This window comes from Nocardioides sp. NPDC059952 (assembly GCF_042730435.1).
Lineage (GTDB): Bacteria > Actinomycetota > Actinomycetes > Propionibacteriales > Nocardioidaceae > Nocardioides.
Genome location: NZ_JBHWLY010000004.1, coordinates 141,191 through 157,547 on the forward strand (window position 1 = coordinate 141,191; position 16,357 = coordinate 157,547).

Annotated in this window: 21 protein-coding genes; 19 read left to right on the forward strand and 2 right to left on the reverse strand. The window is 68.5% G+C overall.

Annotation, left to right across the window (positions count from 1 at the left end; translation table 11 throughout):
• Positions 1-12: 12 nt before the first annotated feature.
• The 16 genes from map (at position 13) to rplQ (ending at position 12,268) form a co-directional block, all read left to right on the forward strand.
• Positions 13-828 carry a type I methionyl aminopeptidase gene (gene map, locus ACFV9G_RS03355; protein WP_378724854.1) on the forward strand — a complete coding sequence of 272 codons (816 nt, stop codon included), beginning with the start codon at positions 13-15 and terminating at the stop codon, positions 826-828.
• An 8-nt stretch (positions 829-836) separates the two neighbouring features.
• Positions 837-1,451: a 4'-phosphopantetheinyl transferase family protein gene (locus ACFV9G_RS03360; RefSeq protein WP_378724856.1), complete on the forward strand. Its 615-nt coding sequence runs from the start codon at positions 837-839 to the stop codon at positions 1,449-1,451.
• A gap of 278 nt (positions 1,452-1,729) precedes the next feature.
• On the forward strand, positions 1,730-2,815 hold the full coding sequence (locus ACFV9G_RS03365) for an enterochelin esterase domain-containing protein (RefSeq protein ID WP_378724858.1): 1,086 nt from the start codon (positions 1,730-1,732) through the stop codon (positions 2,813-2,815).
• Between the two features lie 30 nt (positions 2,816-2,845).
• Positions 2,846-3,883 carry an LLM class flavin-dependent oxidoreductase gene (locus ACFV9G_RS03370; protein ID WP_378724860.1) on the forward strand — a complete coding sequence of 346 codons (1,038 nt, stop codon included), beginning with the start codon at positions 2,846-2,848 and terminating at the stop codon, positions 3,881-3,883.
• A gap of 326 nt (positions 3,884-4,209) precedes the next feature.
• Positions 4,210-5,499, forward strand: a complete 1,290-nt coding sequence (locus ACFV9G_RS03375) for an ATP-binding protein (RefSeq protein WP_378724862.1) — start codon at positions 4,210-4,212, stop codon at positions 5,497-5,499.
• A gap of 29 nt (positions 5,500-5,528) precedes the next feature.
• Positions 5,529-5,978 (forward strand): roadblock/LC7 domain-containing protein, encoded by a 450-nt coding sequence (locus ACFV9G_RS03380; protein WP_091052410.1) that lies wholly within the window; start codon positions 5,529-5,531, stop codon positions 5,976-5,978.
• Positions 5,975-6,319, forward strand: coding sequence for a DUF742 domain-containing protein (locus tag ACFV9G_RS03385; protein ID WP_378724865.1), 345 nt, complete (start codon positions 5,975-5,977; stop codon positions 6,317-6,319). Before ACFV9G_RS03380 ends, ACFV9G_RS03385 begins: the two co-directional genes overlap by 4 nt.
• Before the next feature lie 34 nt (positions 6,320-6,353).
• Entirely contained in the window at positions 6,354-6,887 is a 534-nt protein-coding gene (locus ACFV9G_RS03390; protein ID WP_378724886.1) for an ATP/GTP-binding protein, read from the forward strand.
• Positions 6,888-6,920: 33 nt separating this feature from the next.
• Positions 6,921-8,174, forward strand: a complete 1,254-nt coding sequence (locus ACFV9G_RS03395) for a styrene monooxygenase/indole monooxygenase family protein (protein WP_378724867.1) — start codon at positions 6,921-6,923, stop codon at positions 8,172-8,174.
• Between the two features lie 313 nt (positions 8,175-8,487).
• Positions 8,488-8,709: a translation initiation factor IF-1 gene (gene infA, locus ACFV9G_RS03400; protein WP_011757309.1), complete on the forward strand. Its 222-nt coding sequence runs from the start codon at positions 8,488-8,490 to the stop codon at positions 8,707-8,709.
• 27 nt (positions 8,710-8,736) lie between these two features.
• Positions 8,737-8,850 (forward strand): 50S ribosomal protein L36, encoded by a 114-nt coding sequence (gene rpmJ / locus ACFV9G_RS03405; RefSeq protein ID WP_008361054.1) that lies wholly within the window; start codon positions 8,737-8,739, stop codon positions 8,848-8,850.
• 148 nt (positions 8,851-8,998) lie between these two features.
• Positions 8,999-9,376, forward strand: coding sequence for a 30S ribosomal protein S13 (rpsM, locus tag ACFV9G_RS03410; protein WP_008361056.1), 378 nt, complete (start codon positions 8,999-9,001; stop codon positions 9,374-9,376).
• An 86-nt stretch (positions 9,377-9,462) separates the two neighbouring features.
• The gene (gene rpsK, locus ACFV9G_RS03415) at positions 9,463-9,864 is read left to right on the forward strand and encodes a 30S ribosomal protein S11 (protein WP_091052417.1); all 402 of its coding nucleotides are present in this window, start codon (positions 9,463-9,465) and stop codon (positions 9,862-9,864) included.
• Between the two features lie 34 nt (positions 9,865-9,898).
• Entirely contained in the window at positions 9,899-10,507 is a 609-nt protein-coding gene (rpsD, locus tag ACFV9G_RS03420; RefSeq protein ID WP_357335413.1) for a 30S ribosomal protein S4, read from the forward strand.
• 149 nt (positions 10,508-10,656) lie between these two features.
• Positions 10,657-11,673, forward strand: coding sequence for a DNA-directed RNA polymerase subunit alpha (locus ACFV9G_RS03425; protein ID WP_008361061.1), 1,017 nt, complete (start codon positions 10,657-10,659; stop codon positions 11,671-11,673).
• 73 nt (positions 11,674-11,746) lie between these two features.
• A complete protein-coding gene (gene rplQ, locus ACFV9G_RS03430; RefSeq protein ID WP_378724870.1) occupies positions 11,747-12,268 on the forward strand; it encodes a 50S ribosomal protein L17 in 522 nt (173 codons plus the stop codon).
• A 62-nt stretch (positions 12,269-12,330) separates the two neighbouring features.
• Here rplQ and ACFV9G_RS03435 read toward each other — a convergent pair whose 3' ends face one another.
• Entirely contained in the window at positions 12,331-12,999 is a 669-nt protein-coding gene (locus ACFV9G_RS03435) for a hypothetical protein (RefSeq protein ID WP_378724872.1), read from the reverse strand.
• 58 nt (positions 13,000-13,057) lie between these two features.
• The gene (locus ACFV9G_RS03440) at positions 13,058-14,005 is read right to left on the reverse strand and encodes a ketopantoate reductase family protein (RefSeq protein ID WP_378724873.1); all 948 of its coding nucleotides are present in this window, start codon (positions 14,003-14,005) and stop codon (positions 13,058-13,060) included.
• 44 nt (positions 14,006-14,049) lie between these two features.
• On the opposite strand from ACFV9G_RS03440, the gene truA reads away from it, so the two are divergent.
• The 3 genes from truA to ACFV9G_RS03455 all read left to right on the forward strand — a co-directional run bounded on the left by truA (position 14,050) and on the right by ACFV9G_RS03455 (position 15,974).
• Positions 14,050-14,913 carry a tRNA pseudouridine(38-40) synthase TruA gene (gene truA, locus ACFV9G_RS03445; protein WP_378724875.1) on the forward strand — a complete coding sequence of 288 codons (864 nt, stop codon included), beginning with the start codon at positions 14,050-14,052 and terminating at the stop codon, positions 14,911-14,913.
• Positions 14,900-15,517: a class I SAM-dependent methyltransferase gene (locus tag ACFV9G_RS03450; protein WP_378724877.1), complete on the forward strand. Its 618-nt coding sequence runs from the start codon at positions 14,900-14,902 to the stop codon at positions 15,515-15,517. The genes truA and ACFV9G_RS03450 overlap by 14 nt, the downstream gene beginning before the upstream one ends.
• A 76-nt stretch (positions 15,518-15,593) precedes the next feature.
• The gene (locus tag ACFV9G_RS03455) at positions 15,594-15,974 is read left to right on the forward strand and encodes a hypothetical protein (RefSeq protein ID WP_378724879.1); all 381 of its coding nucleotides are present in this window, start codon (positions 15,594-15,596) and stop codon (positions 15,972-15,974) included.
• The last annotated feature ends 383 nt before the right edge of the window (positions 15,975-16,357 follow it).

The window sequence follows — 16,357 nt, forward strand, 5'->3', positions numbered from 1 at the left end:
AACGGGGGAGCAGTGGGCTTCTTGAACAAGGTCCAGATCAAGACCCCTGAGCAGATCGAGAAGATGCGTAGGGCCGGCCTCGTGGTCGGCGAGACGCTCGAGGTGCTCCGGGCCGCCGCGCGGCCCGGAGTCACCACATCCGAGCTCGACGCCATCGCCGAGGACTCGATCCGGTCCAGGGGTGGCGTCCCGTCGTTCAAGGGCTACCACGGCTTCCCGGGCTCGATCTGTGCCTCGGTCGACGAAGTGGTGGTCCACGGCATCCCGGGTTCCCGAGTGCTCCAGGACGGCGACATCATCTCCATCGACTGCGGCGCCATCGTCGAGGGCTGGCACGGCGATGCCGCGATCACGGTGGCCATGGGCTCGGTGTCCGAGGAGGTCTCCGAGCTGATGCGCGTCACCGAGGAGTCCATGTGGCACGGCATCGCCGCTGCCCGCCTGGGCGGACGGGTCACCGACATCTCGCACGCCATCGAGACCTACGTCGACTCCCAGGGCGACTACGGCATCCTCGAGGACTTCAGCGGCCACGGCATCGGCACCGAGATGCACATGGAGCCGTCGGTGTTCAACTACGGCAAGCCCGGCAAGGGCCCCAAGCTGCAGCGCGGCATCGCGCTCGCCGTCGAGCCGATGCTCACCCTCGGTGGCCCCGAGGTCACCACCCTGGACGACGACTGGACCGTCGTGACCGACGACGGCTCCTGGGCGGCCCACTTCGAGCACACCTTCGCGCTCACCTCCGACGGCGCCTGGGTGCTCACCGCGCTCGACGGTGGCGAGGAGATGCTCGGCAAGCTCGGTGTGCCCTGGGGCGGTCACTGAGCCGCGGCATGACCGAGATCGTGCGCTTCGCGGCAGTAGCCGAGGTCGACGCCGATCTCGGGCTGCTCACCGCCGCGGAGCGGGCGCGTCACGAACGGCTGGTCGCCGATGCCGACAAGCAGGCCTACGCCGCCGCGCACGTCCTCGTCCGCGAGTGCGCCGCGGAGCTGGTGGGCACCGAGCGCAAGGAGATCGTGATCGAGCAGCGCTGCGCTCGTTGCGGCAGTGCCGAGCACGGCGCGCCGTCGGTGGCCGGTGCGGCAGCGATCCGAGTGAGCCTCAGTCACACCCGCGGCCAGGTCGCCGCGGTCGCGGCCGGCCGACGCTGCGGCATCGACGTGGAGAAGGTCTCGCGCGGACCCGATCGGGCGCTCTCGCCGCGCGAGGCGGCCTGGGTCGTGGGGCAGGAGGACGCTGCGTACGCGTTCACGCGGTTGTGGGTGCGCAAGGAGGCGTTGGTCAAGGCCGGCCACGGGAGCATGGCCGCTGCGCAGCGCCTCGACGTCCTCGGCGGCGGGGTCCCGGCGGACCAGGTCGGCGAGATCCGACTCACCCAGTGGGAGGGCCCCGGACTCCTCGGCGCGGTCGCGATCTGTGCCGACATGCGGACCGAAAACTGCTAGGAACCTGATAGGAAACTGAGCGATTGCCGCTTATCCGAGGCTTTGACTAGCGGATATGCGACATCACCTGTCAGTTGACAGAGAAAGGGACCTCGGCATCTCGCGTGCGGCCCCGACTGTGAGTAACTTGGTCAGCCCGCGGGGACAGAGAGAGCCCCGTGCTCGGGAGGAAGAACCGGATGAGTACGCAGTTGCGACCACCAACGGCCGTGCGACCCAATCCATCAGCACGGACGCGAAGCGCGATCATCGACCGCCTCAGTCCTGAGGACATCGACATGTTCTGGGACCAGATCGCCACCTCGCTCCCGCTTGTCGAGGAGACAGGCGCCGGCGCCGCGGACGACGAGGTGATCGTCACCTTCTGCTGGCGCGATGATGAAGCCGAAGAGGTGCTCCTCTTCGCCAACCGGCTGACCGACGAGCGTCATCTCGACGAGACGATGCTCGAGCGGAAGGTCGGCACCGACCTGTGGCACGCCTCGTTCCTGATGAAGGGCGACTGGCGGGCGTCGTACTCCTTCCTGTGCAAGCACTCCGGTGAGCCGGCCCCGTGGGAGAGCGAGGGCCAGGTCGAGCTGCGTGCCGTGCTGCACCGCGGCTACCTCGACCCGCTCAACCCCGACTGGTGCCACAACCGGCAGGGCACCAAGCAGTCGGTGGTCTCGCTGCCGGATGCTCCGCTGCAGCCGTGGCTGTTCCGGCGCGACGACGTCGTCGCCGGCACGGTGACGCTGGAAGTGGGTCCTGACGGTCGCGACGTCTGGCTCTACGACCCCGCAGGTGCCGGTCTCAACGTCGACCTGCCGCTCGTGGTCGCCCTCGACGGTGAGATCTGGACCGACCACCACTCGCTGCCGACCACGCTCGACAACCTGATCGCCGACGGCCACCTCCGCCACGTACGCTGCGTCCTGCCCGCCTCCGGCGGCCGCGACAAGCGGTGGGAGGAGCTCGCCGGAGGCGAGGGCGCCGACTACATCGTCAACCAGCTGCTGCCGTGGGTGCGGGAGCGTCGCGCGGTCTCCGAGGAGACCTACGTCGTGGGCCAGAGCCTCGGCGGCGTCACCGCGCTGCGTGCCGGACTGACCTATCCCGAGCACATCCACGGTGTTGCCAGCCAGTCGGCCTCGCTGTGGCTCGATGACCTCGCGGACGCGGTCACGGCGGAGGCGAAGACCCGTGTGCACCTGGCGCACGGCACCCAGGAATGGGTCCTCGACGAGCTCCACCACGACCTCGTCGACCGTCTCCGTGCCGCCGGGGTCGACGTCACCTCCGCCGAGCACAACGGTGGCCACGACTACGCCTGGTGGCGCTCGGCCATCGCCGATGGCCTGCGCGCGCTGCTGCCACCGGAATAAGCGACCCCTCGGACGGGGTTGAGACCTCACGTGAAGCTGAGCGTTCTCGACCTCGTCCCGGTCCGCAAGGACCAGTCCTCCGCCGATGCCCTGGCCGCGACGCTGTCGTTGGCGAAGGTGGCCGACGAGCTCGGGTTCGAGCGCTACTGGCTTGCCGAGCACCACAACATGCCCGCGGTCGGGTCGACCAACCCGCCGGTGCTGATCTCACTGGTGGCCGGCGCGACCGAGCGGATCCGGGTCGGGTCCGGGGGAGTGATGCTGCCCAACCACGCACCGCTGGTGGTGGCAGAGCAGTTCTCGCTGCTCGAGGCGGCGTTCCCGGGACGGATCGACCTCGGCATCGGCCGTGCGCCGGGGACCGACCCGGTGACCTCCTGGGCACTGCGTCACGGCGCCGGTGGCGTGAGCGAGGACGCGGTCAACCGCTTCCCGGAGTACCTCGACAACATCGTCGCGATGATGGCGCCGGAAGGCGTCGGGCTGATGGCCGGCGGTCGCCAGCACGTCCTGCACGCGACCCCGTCGGCCGCGTCCGTCGCCGAGCTCTGGCTGCTCGGCTCCTCCGACTACTCCGCGCGCCTGGCTGCCGAGAAGGGCCTGCCCTATGTCTTCGCCCACCACTTCGCGGGCAACGGCACCGACACCAAGGCGATGATCGAGCTCTACCGCTCGACCTTCCAGCCCTCCGAGCTCCTCAGCGAGCCCAAGACGTTCCTGACCGTGAACGCGAGCGTGGCCGAGACCTCCGAGGAGGCCGAGCGCCGGGCCCTGCCGCAGCTGCTGACGATGCTGAAGCTGCGCACCGGTCAGCCGCTGACCGCGCAGCCCAGCATCGACGAGGCCGAGAAGACGGAGATCCCCGAGGCCCACCAGGGGCTGGTCGAGACGATGCGCGGCCGTTGGATCATCGGCGATGCCGCGTACGCGAAGGCTCGCCTGGCCGGGATGGCCGAGGAGTACGGCGTGGACGAGGTCATGGTGAACCCGGTCGGATCGGCGTACGAGGGGACGGACCCGCGCACCGCGCCGGCCCGTGAGGAGACCCTGCGGCTGCTGGCCAGGTGAGTTGGGTGGCCGCGTAGGATCGGGCCACCTCGTCGCGAGCGGACGGCGCGCCTGAGCCACTTGGGACGAGGGACCTAGGACACTGTCTGCTTCTGGGCGCGTAACTCTGCGCTCGCGCGCCGGTTGTGCCAGTCTGATCAACGCTCTGTTTCCTTCTCCACATTTGAAAGTGCCGCCTCATGACACGCTGGAGCCTGCGCTGGTTGAAGCGCCGGGGGCCCCAGACTGCGACGCTCGCTGAGCAGTCAGATCCGGGTCTTGCTCGCTCGTTCCCTCCGACCGGGGGGCATGCCGTGCCTTTCTCTCCGGTGCCATCCAACCCCGCCATGCCACCGATCTCGTCCACGCCGATCTCGTCCACACCACCTCCCCTCCAGGAGGACGAGGACGAGGCCTGGCCCGAGATCATGGAGCAGTTCGGGCTCCACCTGATCAGCCTGGCCGAGCAGATGCGCATCTCGCTCGACGGGCTCGAGGCCGACGAGGACGACCCCGATCGCTTGAAGCAGCTCTACGAGGTCGACCACGCCGTCACCCGCATGCGCCGCGCGACCCGCGACATGCGCACCCTCGCCGGCCGCGCCGAGGACGAGATGGGCGGCATCGACACCTCGCTGCTGGACATCATCCGGATGGCGCTGTCGGGCATCGAGCGCTACAACCAGGTCACGATCGGCCGGGTGAGCGAGCTCGCGGTCATCGGCTACGCCGCCGACGACGTCTCCTGCCTGATCGCCGCGCTGCTCGACAACGCGACCAAGTACTCCCCGGGTGCGGTGACCGTCAACGTCCACCTGGCCGACGCCGGGGACGTGCTGTTCCGCATCGAGGACACCGGCATCGGCATCCCGGAGCGGTCGGTGGGTCGCCTCAACGCGCTGCTCGCGGGCCCGATCGTGGAGCTGGTCAGCAAGTCCGGGAGCCACACCGGCTTCCCGGTGGTGCACCGGATCGCGCGCAGGTACGACATCGACGTACGTCTCGCCACCCGCCCCGCGCCCGGCAACGGGATGATCGCGATGGTGACGGTGCCCGCCCAGCTCCTGTGCGAGGTGCCGGTCACCCCGCTCGAGCCGGCCGAGCTGCCGCGGACCTCGAGCGCGAGCAGCGTCGCGGTCCTGCCTCCCGCCCCGCGGCGGCGCCGTGGACCCGAGTCCATGCCTCAGCCGGCCGCCCGGCCCGTGCGGCGAGAGCTGCGTCCGTCCACGCTCGAGCCGGTGCGCCGGCCGATGCCGCCGACCGAGCAGATCGCGCCGCAGACCGGGCAACAGCCCGCGCTGCGACAGCCTCTGCACCAGCCGGCGGCCCAGTTCGCGCCGGCGCCCAGCGAGCAGCCGTCGCCGGATCTCGCCACCGACACCATGAAGACGTCGATCCCGCTCCCTGGCGAGACGGATGGGACGGATGAGACGAATGAGGCCTCCGTGCCCGCTGAACAGAGCAGCCCAGTAGAGTCAGGCGCGCTCCCGCGCCGGGAGCCGGTCAGCCTGCGCAGCAAGCAGACCGTGCCCGAAGCAGCCGCTGGACCGCAGCCGGATGAGTCCTCGCCCGAGGACCAGTCGGCGGCCCGGCACTCCTTCGCCGACGATCTCGACGCGTTCTCCCTTGGTAGCTAAGCCCCAGCAGTGAAAGGAACCCTTTCGTAATGGAAAGCCCGGTCGTCCCCCGCGACCCCAAGGAATTCAGCTGGCTGATCGACAACTTCGCCAGCTCCACCCCGGGTGTGACCCATGCGCTCATCGTCTCCTCCGACGGACTCCCGCTGATCGGTGCCGGCGGCATGTCCGCCAACGTCGCCGACCCGCTCGCCGCGATGACGGCGGGAGTGATCAGTCTCGGCAACAACATCGCGCGCGAGGTCGGTGAGCCCGGCTGTGACCAGGTGATGCTGAAGTTCCACACCGGACACTTCCTCTTCATGGGCATCGGTGATCTCGCGGGCTTCGCCGTCCTCGTCGGCGCCGGAGCCAACCTGGGCGTCGTCGCCCACAAGATGGCCCAGATGGTCGACGCCGTGGGCCACGTACTCACTCCCCAGATGCGCGACGAGCTGCGCCAGATGACGGTCAGCTCGATGGCGGGGGAGCGCGCGTGAGTGTAAACCCGTGGGTACGTCCTTATGTGCTCACCGGCGGCCGCACCAGGACCAACCACCAGCTGTACGTGCACACGCTGGTCTCTGCGGCGCACTTCGACGCGCGCGCGGCCGCCAAGCTGACGCCCGAGTCGCGCCGGCTCTACGACCGCGTACGGCTCGGTCCACAGTCGGTCGCGGAGCTGTCCGCGCATTGCGGGATCTCGCTCGGGGTGACGCGCGTGCTGCTCGAGGACCTGGCCTCGACCGAGCACCTGCAGATCAACGAGGGGGCTTACGACTCCCCGTTCGACCACCGTCTGTTGAAGAGAGTTATCGATGGCCTTTCCGAGCTCGGCTGACCGCCCGGCACTGACCGTCACCTCCGCCAAGATCGTGGTCGCCGGGGGTTTCGGCGTCGGGAAGTCGACCCTGGTCGCCTCGGTCTCGGAGATCCCGCCGGTCAACACCGAGGCGTGGATGACGCAGGCCGGTGAGTCGGTGGACCCGCTCTCGGACTCGAGCGCCAAGACGACCACCACGGTCGCGATGGACTTCGGGCGGGTCACCCTCGCGCCCGATCTGCTGCTCTACCTGTTCGGCACCCCGGGCCAGCCCCGGTTCTGGCCGATGTGGGACGACCTGTGCCGAGGCGCCAGCGGCGCCGTCGTCCTCGTCGACACCCGCCGGCTCGACGGGTCCTTCCCGGCGGTCAACTACTTCGAGAACGACACCGACGTCCCGTTCATCGTGGCGGTCAACCTGTTCGACGGGCAGCTGACCCACTCGCTGGAGAAGGTGCGCGACGCGCTCTGTCTCGACGAGCGGACACCACTGGTGACCGTGGATGCCCGCGACCGCAGGTCGACGGCCAAGACGTTGGTCGCCTGCCTGTCGCACACGATGAAAAACACCCCCACACGCGCCTGAGCCCGGAGGCGTCCCCACTCCGAAGGAGTTTCATTGCGCAAGATCCTGATCGTCGGCGCCGGACAGGCGGGCATGCAGCTCGCTCTCAGCCTCCAGGCCGAGGGCTATGAGGTGACGGTCATGTCCGCGCGTACGCCCGACGAGCTGCGCCACGGCTGGCCGATGTCGACCCAGGTCATGTTCGACCCTGCGCTTGCCTACGAGCGCGTCTACGACCTCAACCTCTGGGAGGACGAGGCGCCCCGCATCCCCGCGGTCGGCATCTCGGTCAGCCCGGAGCCCGGCGTGCGCGCGCTCAAGTTCGACGGGCCCTGGGAGCCGTACGCCATGTCCGTCGACCAGCGCCTGAAGATGTCCGCCTGGCTCGAGCTGTTCGAGGACCGGGGCGGCCGGATCATCTACCACCCGGTGATGACCTCCGACCTCGCCGGCCTGTCCTCGATGTACGAGCTGACCCTGATCGCTGCCGGCAAGGGCGAGATCGTCGAGCTGTTCGACCGTGACCCGGTCCGGTCCAAGTACGACACCCCCGGCCGTGCGCTCTCGGCCATCTACCTCCACGGCATGGTCGAGCCCGACGACTTCCCGGCCGGGAGCATGCGGATCAACGTCGCGCCCGGCGTGGGGGAGCTGTTCGTGATCAGCGCCCTGACCCAGGCCGGGCCGAGCCGGGTCGCGTTCGTCGAGGCGATCCCCGACGGCCCCTTCGACTGCTTCTGGGACCGTCCGCGTCCCGACGAGCACCTGCGCCGGCTGCAGCACGTGATGCTCGAGCACATGCCGTGGGAGGGCGAGCTGATGCTCGACTGCGAACCCACCGACGCCCGTGCTTCGCTCTCGGGCGCGTTCACCGGCATGATCCGCAAGCCGTACGCAGAGGTCGGGGACGGAGCGTACGTCTTCGGCATGGGTGACGTCGTCGTGGTCAACGATCCGATCGCGGGCCAGGGGTCCAACAACGCCGCCCACTGCGCCGGCATCTACACCCAGGCGATCCTCGATCGCGGCGACCTGCCGTTCGACCCGGCCTGGATGCGGGCGACCTTCGAGACCTTCTGGGAGACCCGTGCCCAGCACTCGACCGGCCTGACCGACGCGCTGCTCAACCCGCTGCCCGACCACGTGCAGCAGGTGCTCGGCGCGGCCACCCAGCATCAGGCGGTGGCGGACCGGTTCACCCGGCTGTTCCCGCACCCCGAGGATCTCGGGCCGTTCCTCGGCGACCCGGAGGTGGCGCTCGCGTACGTCGCGGAGGTCGCTCAGGCCGACGCGGCGGCCAGGGCCTGAGCGAGCGTCAGCGAGCGACCCAAAGGTTCAAGCCGACACGTCCGTATTCTTCGCATTGCTCTACGGATGTGGCGGCTTGACGATTAGGGCATTGCTGTTCTAGGGGTCTAGGCTTGGTAGTCGGTCCAACGTGGGTCTGTCTCGTCGTGCCTCGCGGCTGCCCGGTCAGCGCGCTTCTGTGCGCTCGCGGGTGAGACATGCAGATGGCTTCACGAGGTCCACTCCGAGTTCTCGGAGAGGTTCCCGGACCGCCCGCGGGTCATCCGATCCGTGGTTTGAACGGTAGATGACCGACCAACAGATTGCAGAGGGCATGCCGAAGAAAGAAGGCGTGATCGAGATCGAGGGCACCGTAGTGGAGGCCCTCCCCAACGCCATGTTCCGTGTGGAGCTGAGCAACGGACACAAGGTTCTCGCCCACATCAGCGGCAAGATGCGACAGCACTACATCCGGATCCTTCCCGAGGACCGCGTGGTGGTGGAGCTGTCTCCCTACGACCTGACCCGCGGTCGGATCGTCTACCGGTACAAGTAAGCCGGTCTAGACAAAGAAAGGGCTGACATGAAGGTCAACCCGAGCGTCAAGAAGATCTGTGACAAGTGCAAGGTGATCCGTCGCCACGGCCGCGTCATGGTGATCTGCGAGAACCCGCGCCACAAGCAGCGCCAGGGCTGAGTCCCTTTCTCGCGCACAACTGAATATTCGCATCGAGTCGCTAGGAGGCGTACGCCTCCGAAGCACCTCCGGTTCAGAGGCCGGAGCCCGAGGGTGCCACCCCGGGGCGCGACCCGAACGACACCTCTGACGAACGAGAAGGAACGACATGGCACGCCTCCAAGGTGTTGACCTTCCGCGCGACAAGCGCGTGGAGATCGCTCTCACCTACATCTACGGCATCGGCCGTACCACCTCGCAGAAGCTCCTCGAGGCCACCGGCGTCAACCCGAACACCCGGGTGCACGCTCTGGCTGAGGACGAGCTGGTCAAGCTCCGTGACGAGATCGAAGCCCAGGGCATCCAGACCGAGGGTGACCTCCGTCGCGAGGTCCAGGCTGACATCCGTCGCAAGATCGAGATCGGCAGCTACCAGGGTCGCCGCCACCGTCAGGGCCTTCCGGTCCGCGGCCAGCGGACCAAGACCAACGCGCGCACCCGCAAGGGCCCGAAGCGCACCGTCGCCGGCAAGAAGAAGGCCAAGTGATCCGACGCCTGTACCGGATTCTTCCGGGCAGCGTTGATCCGGCTTTCGCCTCGATCTCACAGACCAGCCAACACAGGAGTTAATGCATGCCTCCGAAGACCCGACAGGGTGCGACGAAGGTTCGTCGCAAGGAGAAGAAGAACGTCGCTCAGGGCGAGGCCCACATCAAGAGCACGTTCAACAACACGATCGTCACGATCACCGACCCGACCGGTGCGGTGATCTCGTGGGCCTCGGCCGGCACCGTCGGCTTCAAGGGCTCGCGTAAGTCCACCCCGTTCGCCGCTCAGATGGCCGCCGAGGCCGCTGGCCGCCGCGCGATGGACCACGGCATGAAGAAGATCGACGTCTTCGTCAAGGGCCCGGGCTCGGGCCGCGAGACCGCGATCCGTTCCCTGGGTGCGATCGGCCTCGAGGTCGGCACCATCCAGGACGTCACGCCGGCCCCGCACAACGGTTGCCGTCCGCCCAAGCGCCGTCGCGTTTGATCCCCACCGAGACATAGAAGGAGACTGAAGAGTAATGGCCCGTTACACCGGACCCATGACCCGCAAGTCGCGCCGTCTCGGTGTCGACCTTGTCGGCAACGACGCGGCGTTCGAGAAGCGCCCCTACCCTCCCGGCCAGCACGGCCGCGGCCGCATCAAGGAGAGCGAGTACCTCCTCCAGCTTCGTGAGAAGCAGAAGGCTCGCTTCACCTACGGCGTGATGGAGAAGCAGTTCGCTTCCTACTACGCCGAGGCCCACCGTCGCGGTGGCAAGACCGGCGACAACCTCCTGGTGCTCCTCGAGGGCCGCCTGGACAACGTCGTCTACCGTGCCGGCTTCGCCCGCACCCGCCGCCAGGCCCGCCAGCTGGTCGTTCACGGCCACTTCCTGGTCAACGGCAAGAAGGTCAACGTGCCTTCGTTCCAGGTCTCGGCTCACGACGTCATCGACGTTCGCGAGAAGTCCCTGGAGATGACCCCGTTCATCGTGGCTCGCGAGACCCACGGCGAGCGCGTCGTCCCCGCGTGGATCGAGGCCGTGCCGTCGCGCATGCGCATCCTGATCCACCAGCTTCCGGTCCGGGCGCAGATCGATGTCCCGGTCCAGGAGCAGCTGATCGTCGAGTACTACTCGAAGCTCTGATCAACCCTCAGCAGTAACCACGGCGAGTCCCCGGCGTTCAACTTCATACGAAGTCGTACGCCGGGGCCTTGCCAGCCCCACAGCCTTCCGTCATCACCCCTTGAAGTTCGGGTCCGTCAAATAGCGGTCGGCCCGGAAAGGACAAATCAGTGCTTATCGCACAGCGCCCCACCCTGTCGGAAGAGTCCGTCGAGGAGTTCCGCTCCCGCTTCGTGATCGAGCCCCTCGAGCCGGGCTTCGGTTACACGCTGGGCAACTCTCTTCGGCGCACCCTGCTCTCCTCGATCCCCGGTGCTTCGGTCACCTCGATCAAGATCGACGGCGTTCTCCACGAGTTCTCGACCATCGAGGGCGTCAAGGAGGATGTCACCGAGATCATCCTCAACCTCAAGGGTCTGGTCGTCTCCTCCGAGCACGACGAGCCCGTCACCATGTACCTGCGCAAGTCCGGCGCCGGTGACGTCACCGCTGCCGACATCGCGCCGCCCGCCGGTGTCGAGGTGCACAACCCCGACCTGAAGATCGCGACCCTGTCCGACAAGGGCAAGATCGAGCTCGAGCTCGTGGTCGAGCGTGGCCGCGGCTATGTCTCCGCCGTCCAGAACAAGGGCGCCGAGAACGAGATCGGCCGCATCCCGGTCGACTCGATCTACTCGCCGGTCCTCAAGGTCAGCTACAAGGTCGAGGCGACCCGTGTCGAGCAGCGTACCGACTTCGACAAGCTCGTCATCGACGTCGAGACCAAGCCGTCGATCGCTCCCCGTGACGCGATCGCCTCGGCCGGTAAGACCCTGGTCGAGCTCTTCGGTCTGGCCCGCGAGCTGAACGTCGACGCCGAGGGCATCGACATCGGCCCGTCGCCGGTCGACGAGCAGCTCGCCGCCGACCTCGCCCTCCCGGTCGAGGACCTGCAGCTGACCGTTCGCTCCTACAACTGCCTCAAGCGTGAGGGCATCCACACCGTGGGTGAGCTCATCTCGCGCTCGGAGCAGGACCTGCTCGACATCCGCAACTTCGGCGCCAAGTCGATCGACGAGGTCAAGCTGAAGCTGCACGAGATGGGCCTGTCCCTCAAGGACAGCGCTCCGGGCTTCGACCCGTCCGCCGCCCTCGCCGCCTACGGCGACGATGACGACGACGCGTTCGTCGAGGACGAGCAGTACTGAGTTTCCACCAAACCGCCCCGTGAGGGGCGTCTACCCCGGTACCTGATACGGCCGGAGAGAAGGAGCAGGCACGATGCCTACCCCGAAGAAGGGTGCCCGTTTCGGCGGTTCGCCCGCGCACCAGAAGCTGATCCTCTCGAACCTCGCCACCGCGCTGTTCGAGAACGGCCGCATCACCACCACCGAGGCCAAGGCTCGGCACCTCCGCCCCGTCGCGGAGAAGCTGATCACCAAGGCCAAGAAGGGTGACCTGCACAACCGTCGCGAGGTTCTCAAGACCATCCGCGACAAGTCGGTCGTGCACACCCTCTTCACCGAGATCGCCGAGCAGTTCTCGGAGCGTCCGGGTGGCTACACCCGGATCACCAAGATCGGTCCCCGCAAGGGCGACAACGCTCCGATGGCTGTGATCGAGCTCGTCAACGAGGCCTACGAGCCGAAGACCAAGGCTGCTCCGGCTGCCGCGGCTCCGGTTGCCGCCCCCGTTGAGGAGAAGGTCGAGGAGGCGCCGGTCGAGGAGACCGAGGTCGTCGAGACCGAGGCTGCCGAGGAGGCTCCCGCTGCGGAGACCACCGAGGACGAGGCCAAGGCCTGATCTGGTTCTGAACTGTGGCCCGTCACCCGCGAGGGTGACGGGCCGCTGTCATCTCCCGACTGTCACTGCCCGGCGGTCTGCTCGGTGCGGGCCAAGAGCCAGCAGATGACCCCGCCCAGGACCATGACCACGGTCGTCGCGACGGTCGAGAGGGCCGAGAGCAGCTGCGCGGCGGCGATGTTGTCGAGCGACATGGCGGGCGCCAGCACGAGCGACAGCGGAACCTGCACCACGATGAGCAGCACGTAGGTGATGGGCAGCCCGATCAGCCACCGCCGGCCGGTCCAGGCGGCAGATCCCCAGCCGGCCAGGACCAGCATGAGGAACATCGGCGAGAGGAAGCCGATGACGGCCGGGTTGTAGAAGTCCAGCAGCCGGATGAACCCGTACCAGAACACCGTGCTCAACAGCCAGGAGAGCATCGGCAGCACGATGCCGAGGAGCCGGCCCGTCGGGGTGCGAGCGATGTACGCGGCGCCACCTGCGACCACGGCGTACAGCAGCGCGTTGAGCACGATGGTCACGACGTTGGAGACGGACATGCTCGCGATCGTGCCTCCGAGGAAGTACGTCAGGAGGAAGCCGATCAGGGCGATCGCGATCTGCAGGATCAGCACCGCCACGATCACGAAGATGGTGGCACCCATGGTCGATCGAGGGGCGGAGCCGGTGAGGTGGGTCGGCGGCGACGGCGAAGGGGGCGGTGGGGGAGGAGGCGCGGCGTAGCTCATGGCAGGCAGCCTGCCGGAGCCGCTGCGTACCTGACCACCCCTATTCCGAGCGGGACTGTCAGAGGCCCGTGAGGAACGCGGTGCCGTCGAGAGAGCCGGGTTCTGCGCCGGTGCGGGCGATGTCGTGGACCGCGCGCTGGATGGCCTCGTTGGCGGGCGTCGGGACACCGTGGAGGCGACCGAGCAGCACGATCTCGCCGGAGAGGTAGTCGATCTCGACGCCGGTGCCGCGGGTGAGGCTCTGCCAGGTCGAGCTGTTGTTGGCATGGCCGCGGCCGGTGATGTGGCCGGCACGCCGGGCCCGGTCCTGGTCGGCGGTCACGACGTCGATGCCGGCGGCGGCGAGGGCGGTCTCCGCCTCGGCCAGGCAGCGGGCGTAGATCTCCTCGTCGCTGGGGCCGGGGGCGATCGCGGCGTTGACGCCGTTGCCGAGGTTGTTGAGGAGCTTGCGGTGCTTCCAGGCCATGATGTCGGCGCGCGGCTCGCTCAGGAACCCTGCGTTGACCAGGTCGTTCGCGATCGCCGTGGTGACTTCGTCGACGCCGGTGGGGTAGCGGCCGATGTCCAGGACGCCGGGCCTGTTGCCGGAGTCCTGGACGACGGCGCCCGGGGTCAGGAAGGTGGCGGGAAGGATGACATGGATGGCGTACGTCCGGGCGAACCGCCGCAGGATCCGGGGCTCGTTCGCGACGCCGTTCTGCAGGGAGACGACCGGCGTGCCCGGCGGGGCGTACGCAGCCAGGTCCTCGAGCGCGGCCTCGGTCTGCTGGCCCTTGACGCTGAGGAGCACGACGGTGTCCTCGGTCCAGACGACCTCGCCGGCCTCGCCGACGGCGGGTACGTCGAGGGTCAGCACGCCGTCGGGGGTGTCGAGGCTGAGGCCGAGGTCCTGGATCGCGCGGAGGTGCTCACCGCGGGCCACCAGGGTGACCTCGATCCCTGCCCTGTGCAGCAGGCCGCCCACGACGCCGCCGACCGCTCCTGCTCCGAAGATCACATAGCGCATGCGCCGAGTCTGGCAAACGACGTGGTCGCTGCGAGAATGGGGCCGTGCGCATCAGGATCGACCTCGCCTACGACGGCACCACGTTCCACGGCTGGGCGACCCAGCCGGGGCTGCGTACGGTCCAGGGGGAGCTCCAGGGAGCGCTGGCGACCGCGCTGCGCGTGCCGGGCACGGGGGAGCGGTCCCAGGTGTGGGTGACGGTCGCGGGGCGGACGGACTCGGGTGTGCACGCCCGCGGCCAGGTGGCCCACTTCGACATCGACGCTGACGTGCTCGAGTCCTCGCGCGGACGCTCCGAGCAGTCGCCGCTGGCCGCGCTGGTGCGCCGCCTGAACGGGATCCTCCCCGCCGACGTGCGGGTGCGGGCCGCCGTCGAGGCGCCGGTGGGCTTCAACGCCCGGTTCTCGGCGTTGTGGCGACGCTATGTCTACCGGATCGTGGACGACCCGGCGTACGTCGACCCGCTGCTGCGCGGGCACGTGCTCTACCGGACGCGGCCGCTCGACCTGTCGCTGATGAACGTCGCCTCCGCGGATCTCGTCGGGCTCAACGACTTCGCCTCCTTCTGCAAGCCGCGGGAGGGCGCGACCACGATCCGCGACCTGCGCCAGCTCAGCTGGGAACGGCGCCCCGACGGGATCATCGAGGCGACCGTCCTCGCCGACGCCTTCTGCCACTCGATGGTGCGCTCGCTCGTTGGCTGCCTGATGGTGATCGGGGAGGGCCGCAAGGACGTCACCTGGGCCAAGGAGTCGCTGGCCTCGCGCTCGCGGTCCTCCTCCATCCCGATCGCGCCGGCCAACGGACTGACCCTCGAAGAGGTCGCCTATCCGCCGGACGAGATGCTGGCGGCCCAGCACGAACGCACCATGAACCGCAGAGAGGCGCACGAGGTTGACCGGGACTGACGACGAGCACTACTTCTCCGCCGACCCGTCGGTGCCCTTCGAACGGATCCCCGTCTCGACGACCGTGTGGGACCTCGACCTCTCGCTGGTCTCGGGGTCCGGCGTCTTCGCCAAGGGGCGCCTGGACATCGGCACCTCGGTGCTGTTCAAGGAGACCGAGCCGCCTGCTCTGAAGCCGGGCGCGCGCGTCCTCGACCTCGGCTGCGGCTACGGCGTGATCGGGCTCGCGCTGGGTCTCGCGGTGCCGGAGGCGTACGTCACCGGGGTCGACGTCAACGAGCGCGCCGTCCTGCTGGCCAACGAGAACGCCGCCTCACTCGGGCTCGGCGACCGCTATCGCGCCGCCGTGCCGGGCGAGGTCGACCCCGAGGTGACGTACGACGAGATCTGGAGCAACCCGCCGATCCGGATCGGCAAGCAGGCCCTCCACGAGCTCCTCCTGACCTGGCTTCCCCGGCTCGCTCCCGGCGGTCGCGCCGTCATGGTCGTCGGCAAGAACCTCGGCGGCGACTCCCTCCAGCGCTGGCTCGGCGAGCAGGGCTACCCGACCGAACGGATCGGCAGCGCCAAGGGGTTCCGGGTGCTGGAGACCCACCGCTCCTGACCTGTCCAGGTGTGGGTTTCCGCCGTTTCGCGCGTTTCGCGGCCGGTCGCGACGGGTGCACTGCGAGACTCCGCCCATGACCAACCCCGCGATGACGACCCCCATCCTGACGAACCGTGAGCGCTTGGCCCGCTCCTACAAGGCCTGGGGCGTCGCCGCGCTGCTGAGCCTGGTGACGGTGCTGCCCGTCTACCTTGCCGTCACGAGCTCCGGGATCGAGCTGTCGTGGCTGGCGAGCGTGGCGGTGATGGTCGTCGTGGGGCTGATCGGGCCGGTGGTCGGGGCTTATCTGAGCGGGCGTGCCGGGTTGGGGCGGTTCTGTACCGGGATCGCCTTCGTGATCATCGCGACCCCGATGACGAGCCTGCCGCTGCTGGCGATCCCGGCGTACATCCTGGCCCCATGGATCGCCGTGGCGATCACCGAGGAGCCGGCGCCTCAGCGTCAGAACGGCTGAGAGCTCAGGCGGGACCGGAACCTAGGCCGCATCGCCGAGTGCCCCCAGCGACGGCGGACGGGGCGTTGTCCGGGGCGAACGAATTTTCGTTCGCACGCAGGTCAGACCAAGCGACTTCGAGTCAGCGCACTTGGGTATCCGTGCGGATGTACCTTCCGCATTGTTCGGCCAGGCTCGATGGGTGAGCAGACCGAACCCGACTTGGCACGGCAACGTCATCCGTGGTGACGCTCCACCTGAGGCCCCGCCGAGTTGCCCGCCCTCACGACTCCCGCCGAGTCGGCGCGTGATGTCGAGCCGACTCGGCGGGATTTCGTGTGAGGATTGGCCGACACGGCGGGGGTGCGGTCAGGCGGGGACCCGGTCTTTCGCCAGCCCGACGG

Bases quoted from the DNA above. Each gene is read 5' to 3' on its own strand.
- rpsM (WP_008361056.1), top strand. From the start codon at position 8,999: ATGGCACGCCTCCAAGGTGTTGACCTTCCGCGCGACAAGCGCGTGGAG.
- infA (WP_011757309.1), top strand. From the start codon at position 8,488: ATGCCGAAGAAAGAAGGCGTGATCGAGATCGAGGGCACCGTAGTGGAG.
- ACFV9G_RS03440 (WP_378724873.1), bottom strand. From the start codon at position 14,005: ATGCGCTATGTGATCTTCGGAGCAGGAGCGGTCGGCGGCGTCGTGGGC.
- ACFV9G_RS03360 (WP_378724856.1), top strand. From the start codon at position 837: ATGACCGAGATCGTGCGCTTCGCGGCAGTAGCCGAGGTCGACGCCGAT.
- ACFV9G_RS03455 (WP_378724879.1), top strand. From the start codon at position 15,594: ATGACCAACCCCGCGATGACGACCCCCATCCTGACGAACCGTGAGCGC.
- rpsK (WP_091052417.1), top strand. From the start codon at position 9,463: ATGCCTCCGAAGACCCGACAGGGTGCGACGAAGGTTCGTCGCAAGGAG.
- rpmJ (WP_008361054.1), top strand. From the start codon at position 8,737: ATGAAGGTCAACCCGAGCGTCAAGAAGATCTGTGACAAGTGCAAGGTG.
- ACFV9G_RS03380 (WP_091052410.1), top strand. From the start codon at position 5,529: ATGGAAAGCCCGGTCGTCCCCCGCGACCCCAAGGAATTCAGCTGGCTG.
- rplQ (WP_378724870.1), top strand. From the start codon at position 11,747: ATGCCTACCCCGAAGAAGGGTGCCCGTTTCGGCGGTTCGCCCGCGCAC.
- rpsD (WP_357335413.1), top strand. From the start codon at position 9,899: ATGGCCCGTTACACCGGACCCATGACCCGCAAGTCGCGCCGTCTCGGT.
- ACFV9G_RS03435 (WP_378724872.1), bottom strand. From the start codon at position 12,999: ATGAGCTACGCCGCGCCTCCTCCCCCACCGCCCCCTTCGCCGTCGCCG.
- ACFV9G_RS03375 (WP_378724862.1), top strand. From the start codon at position 4,210: ATGCCACCGATCTCGTCCACGCCGATCTCGTCCACACCACCTCCCCTC.
- ACFV9G_RS03365 (WP_378724858.1), top strand. From the start codon at position 1,730: ATGTTCTGGGACCAGATCGCCACCTCGCTCCCGCTTGTCGAGGAGACA.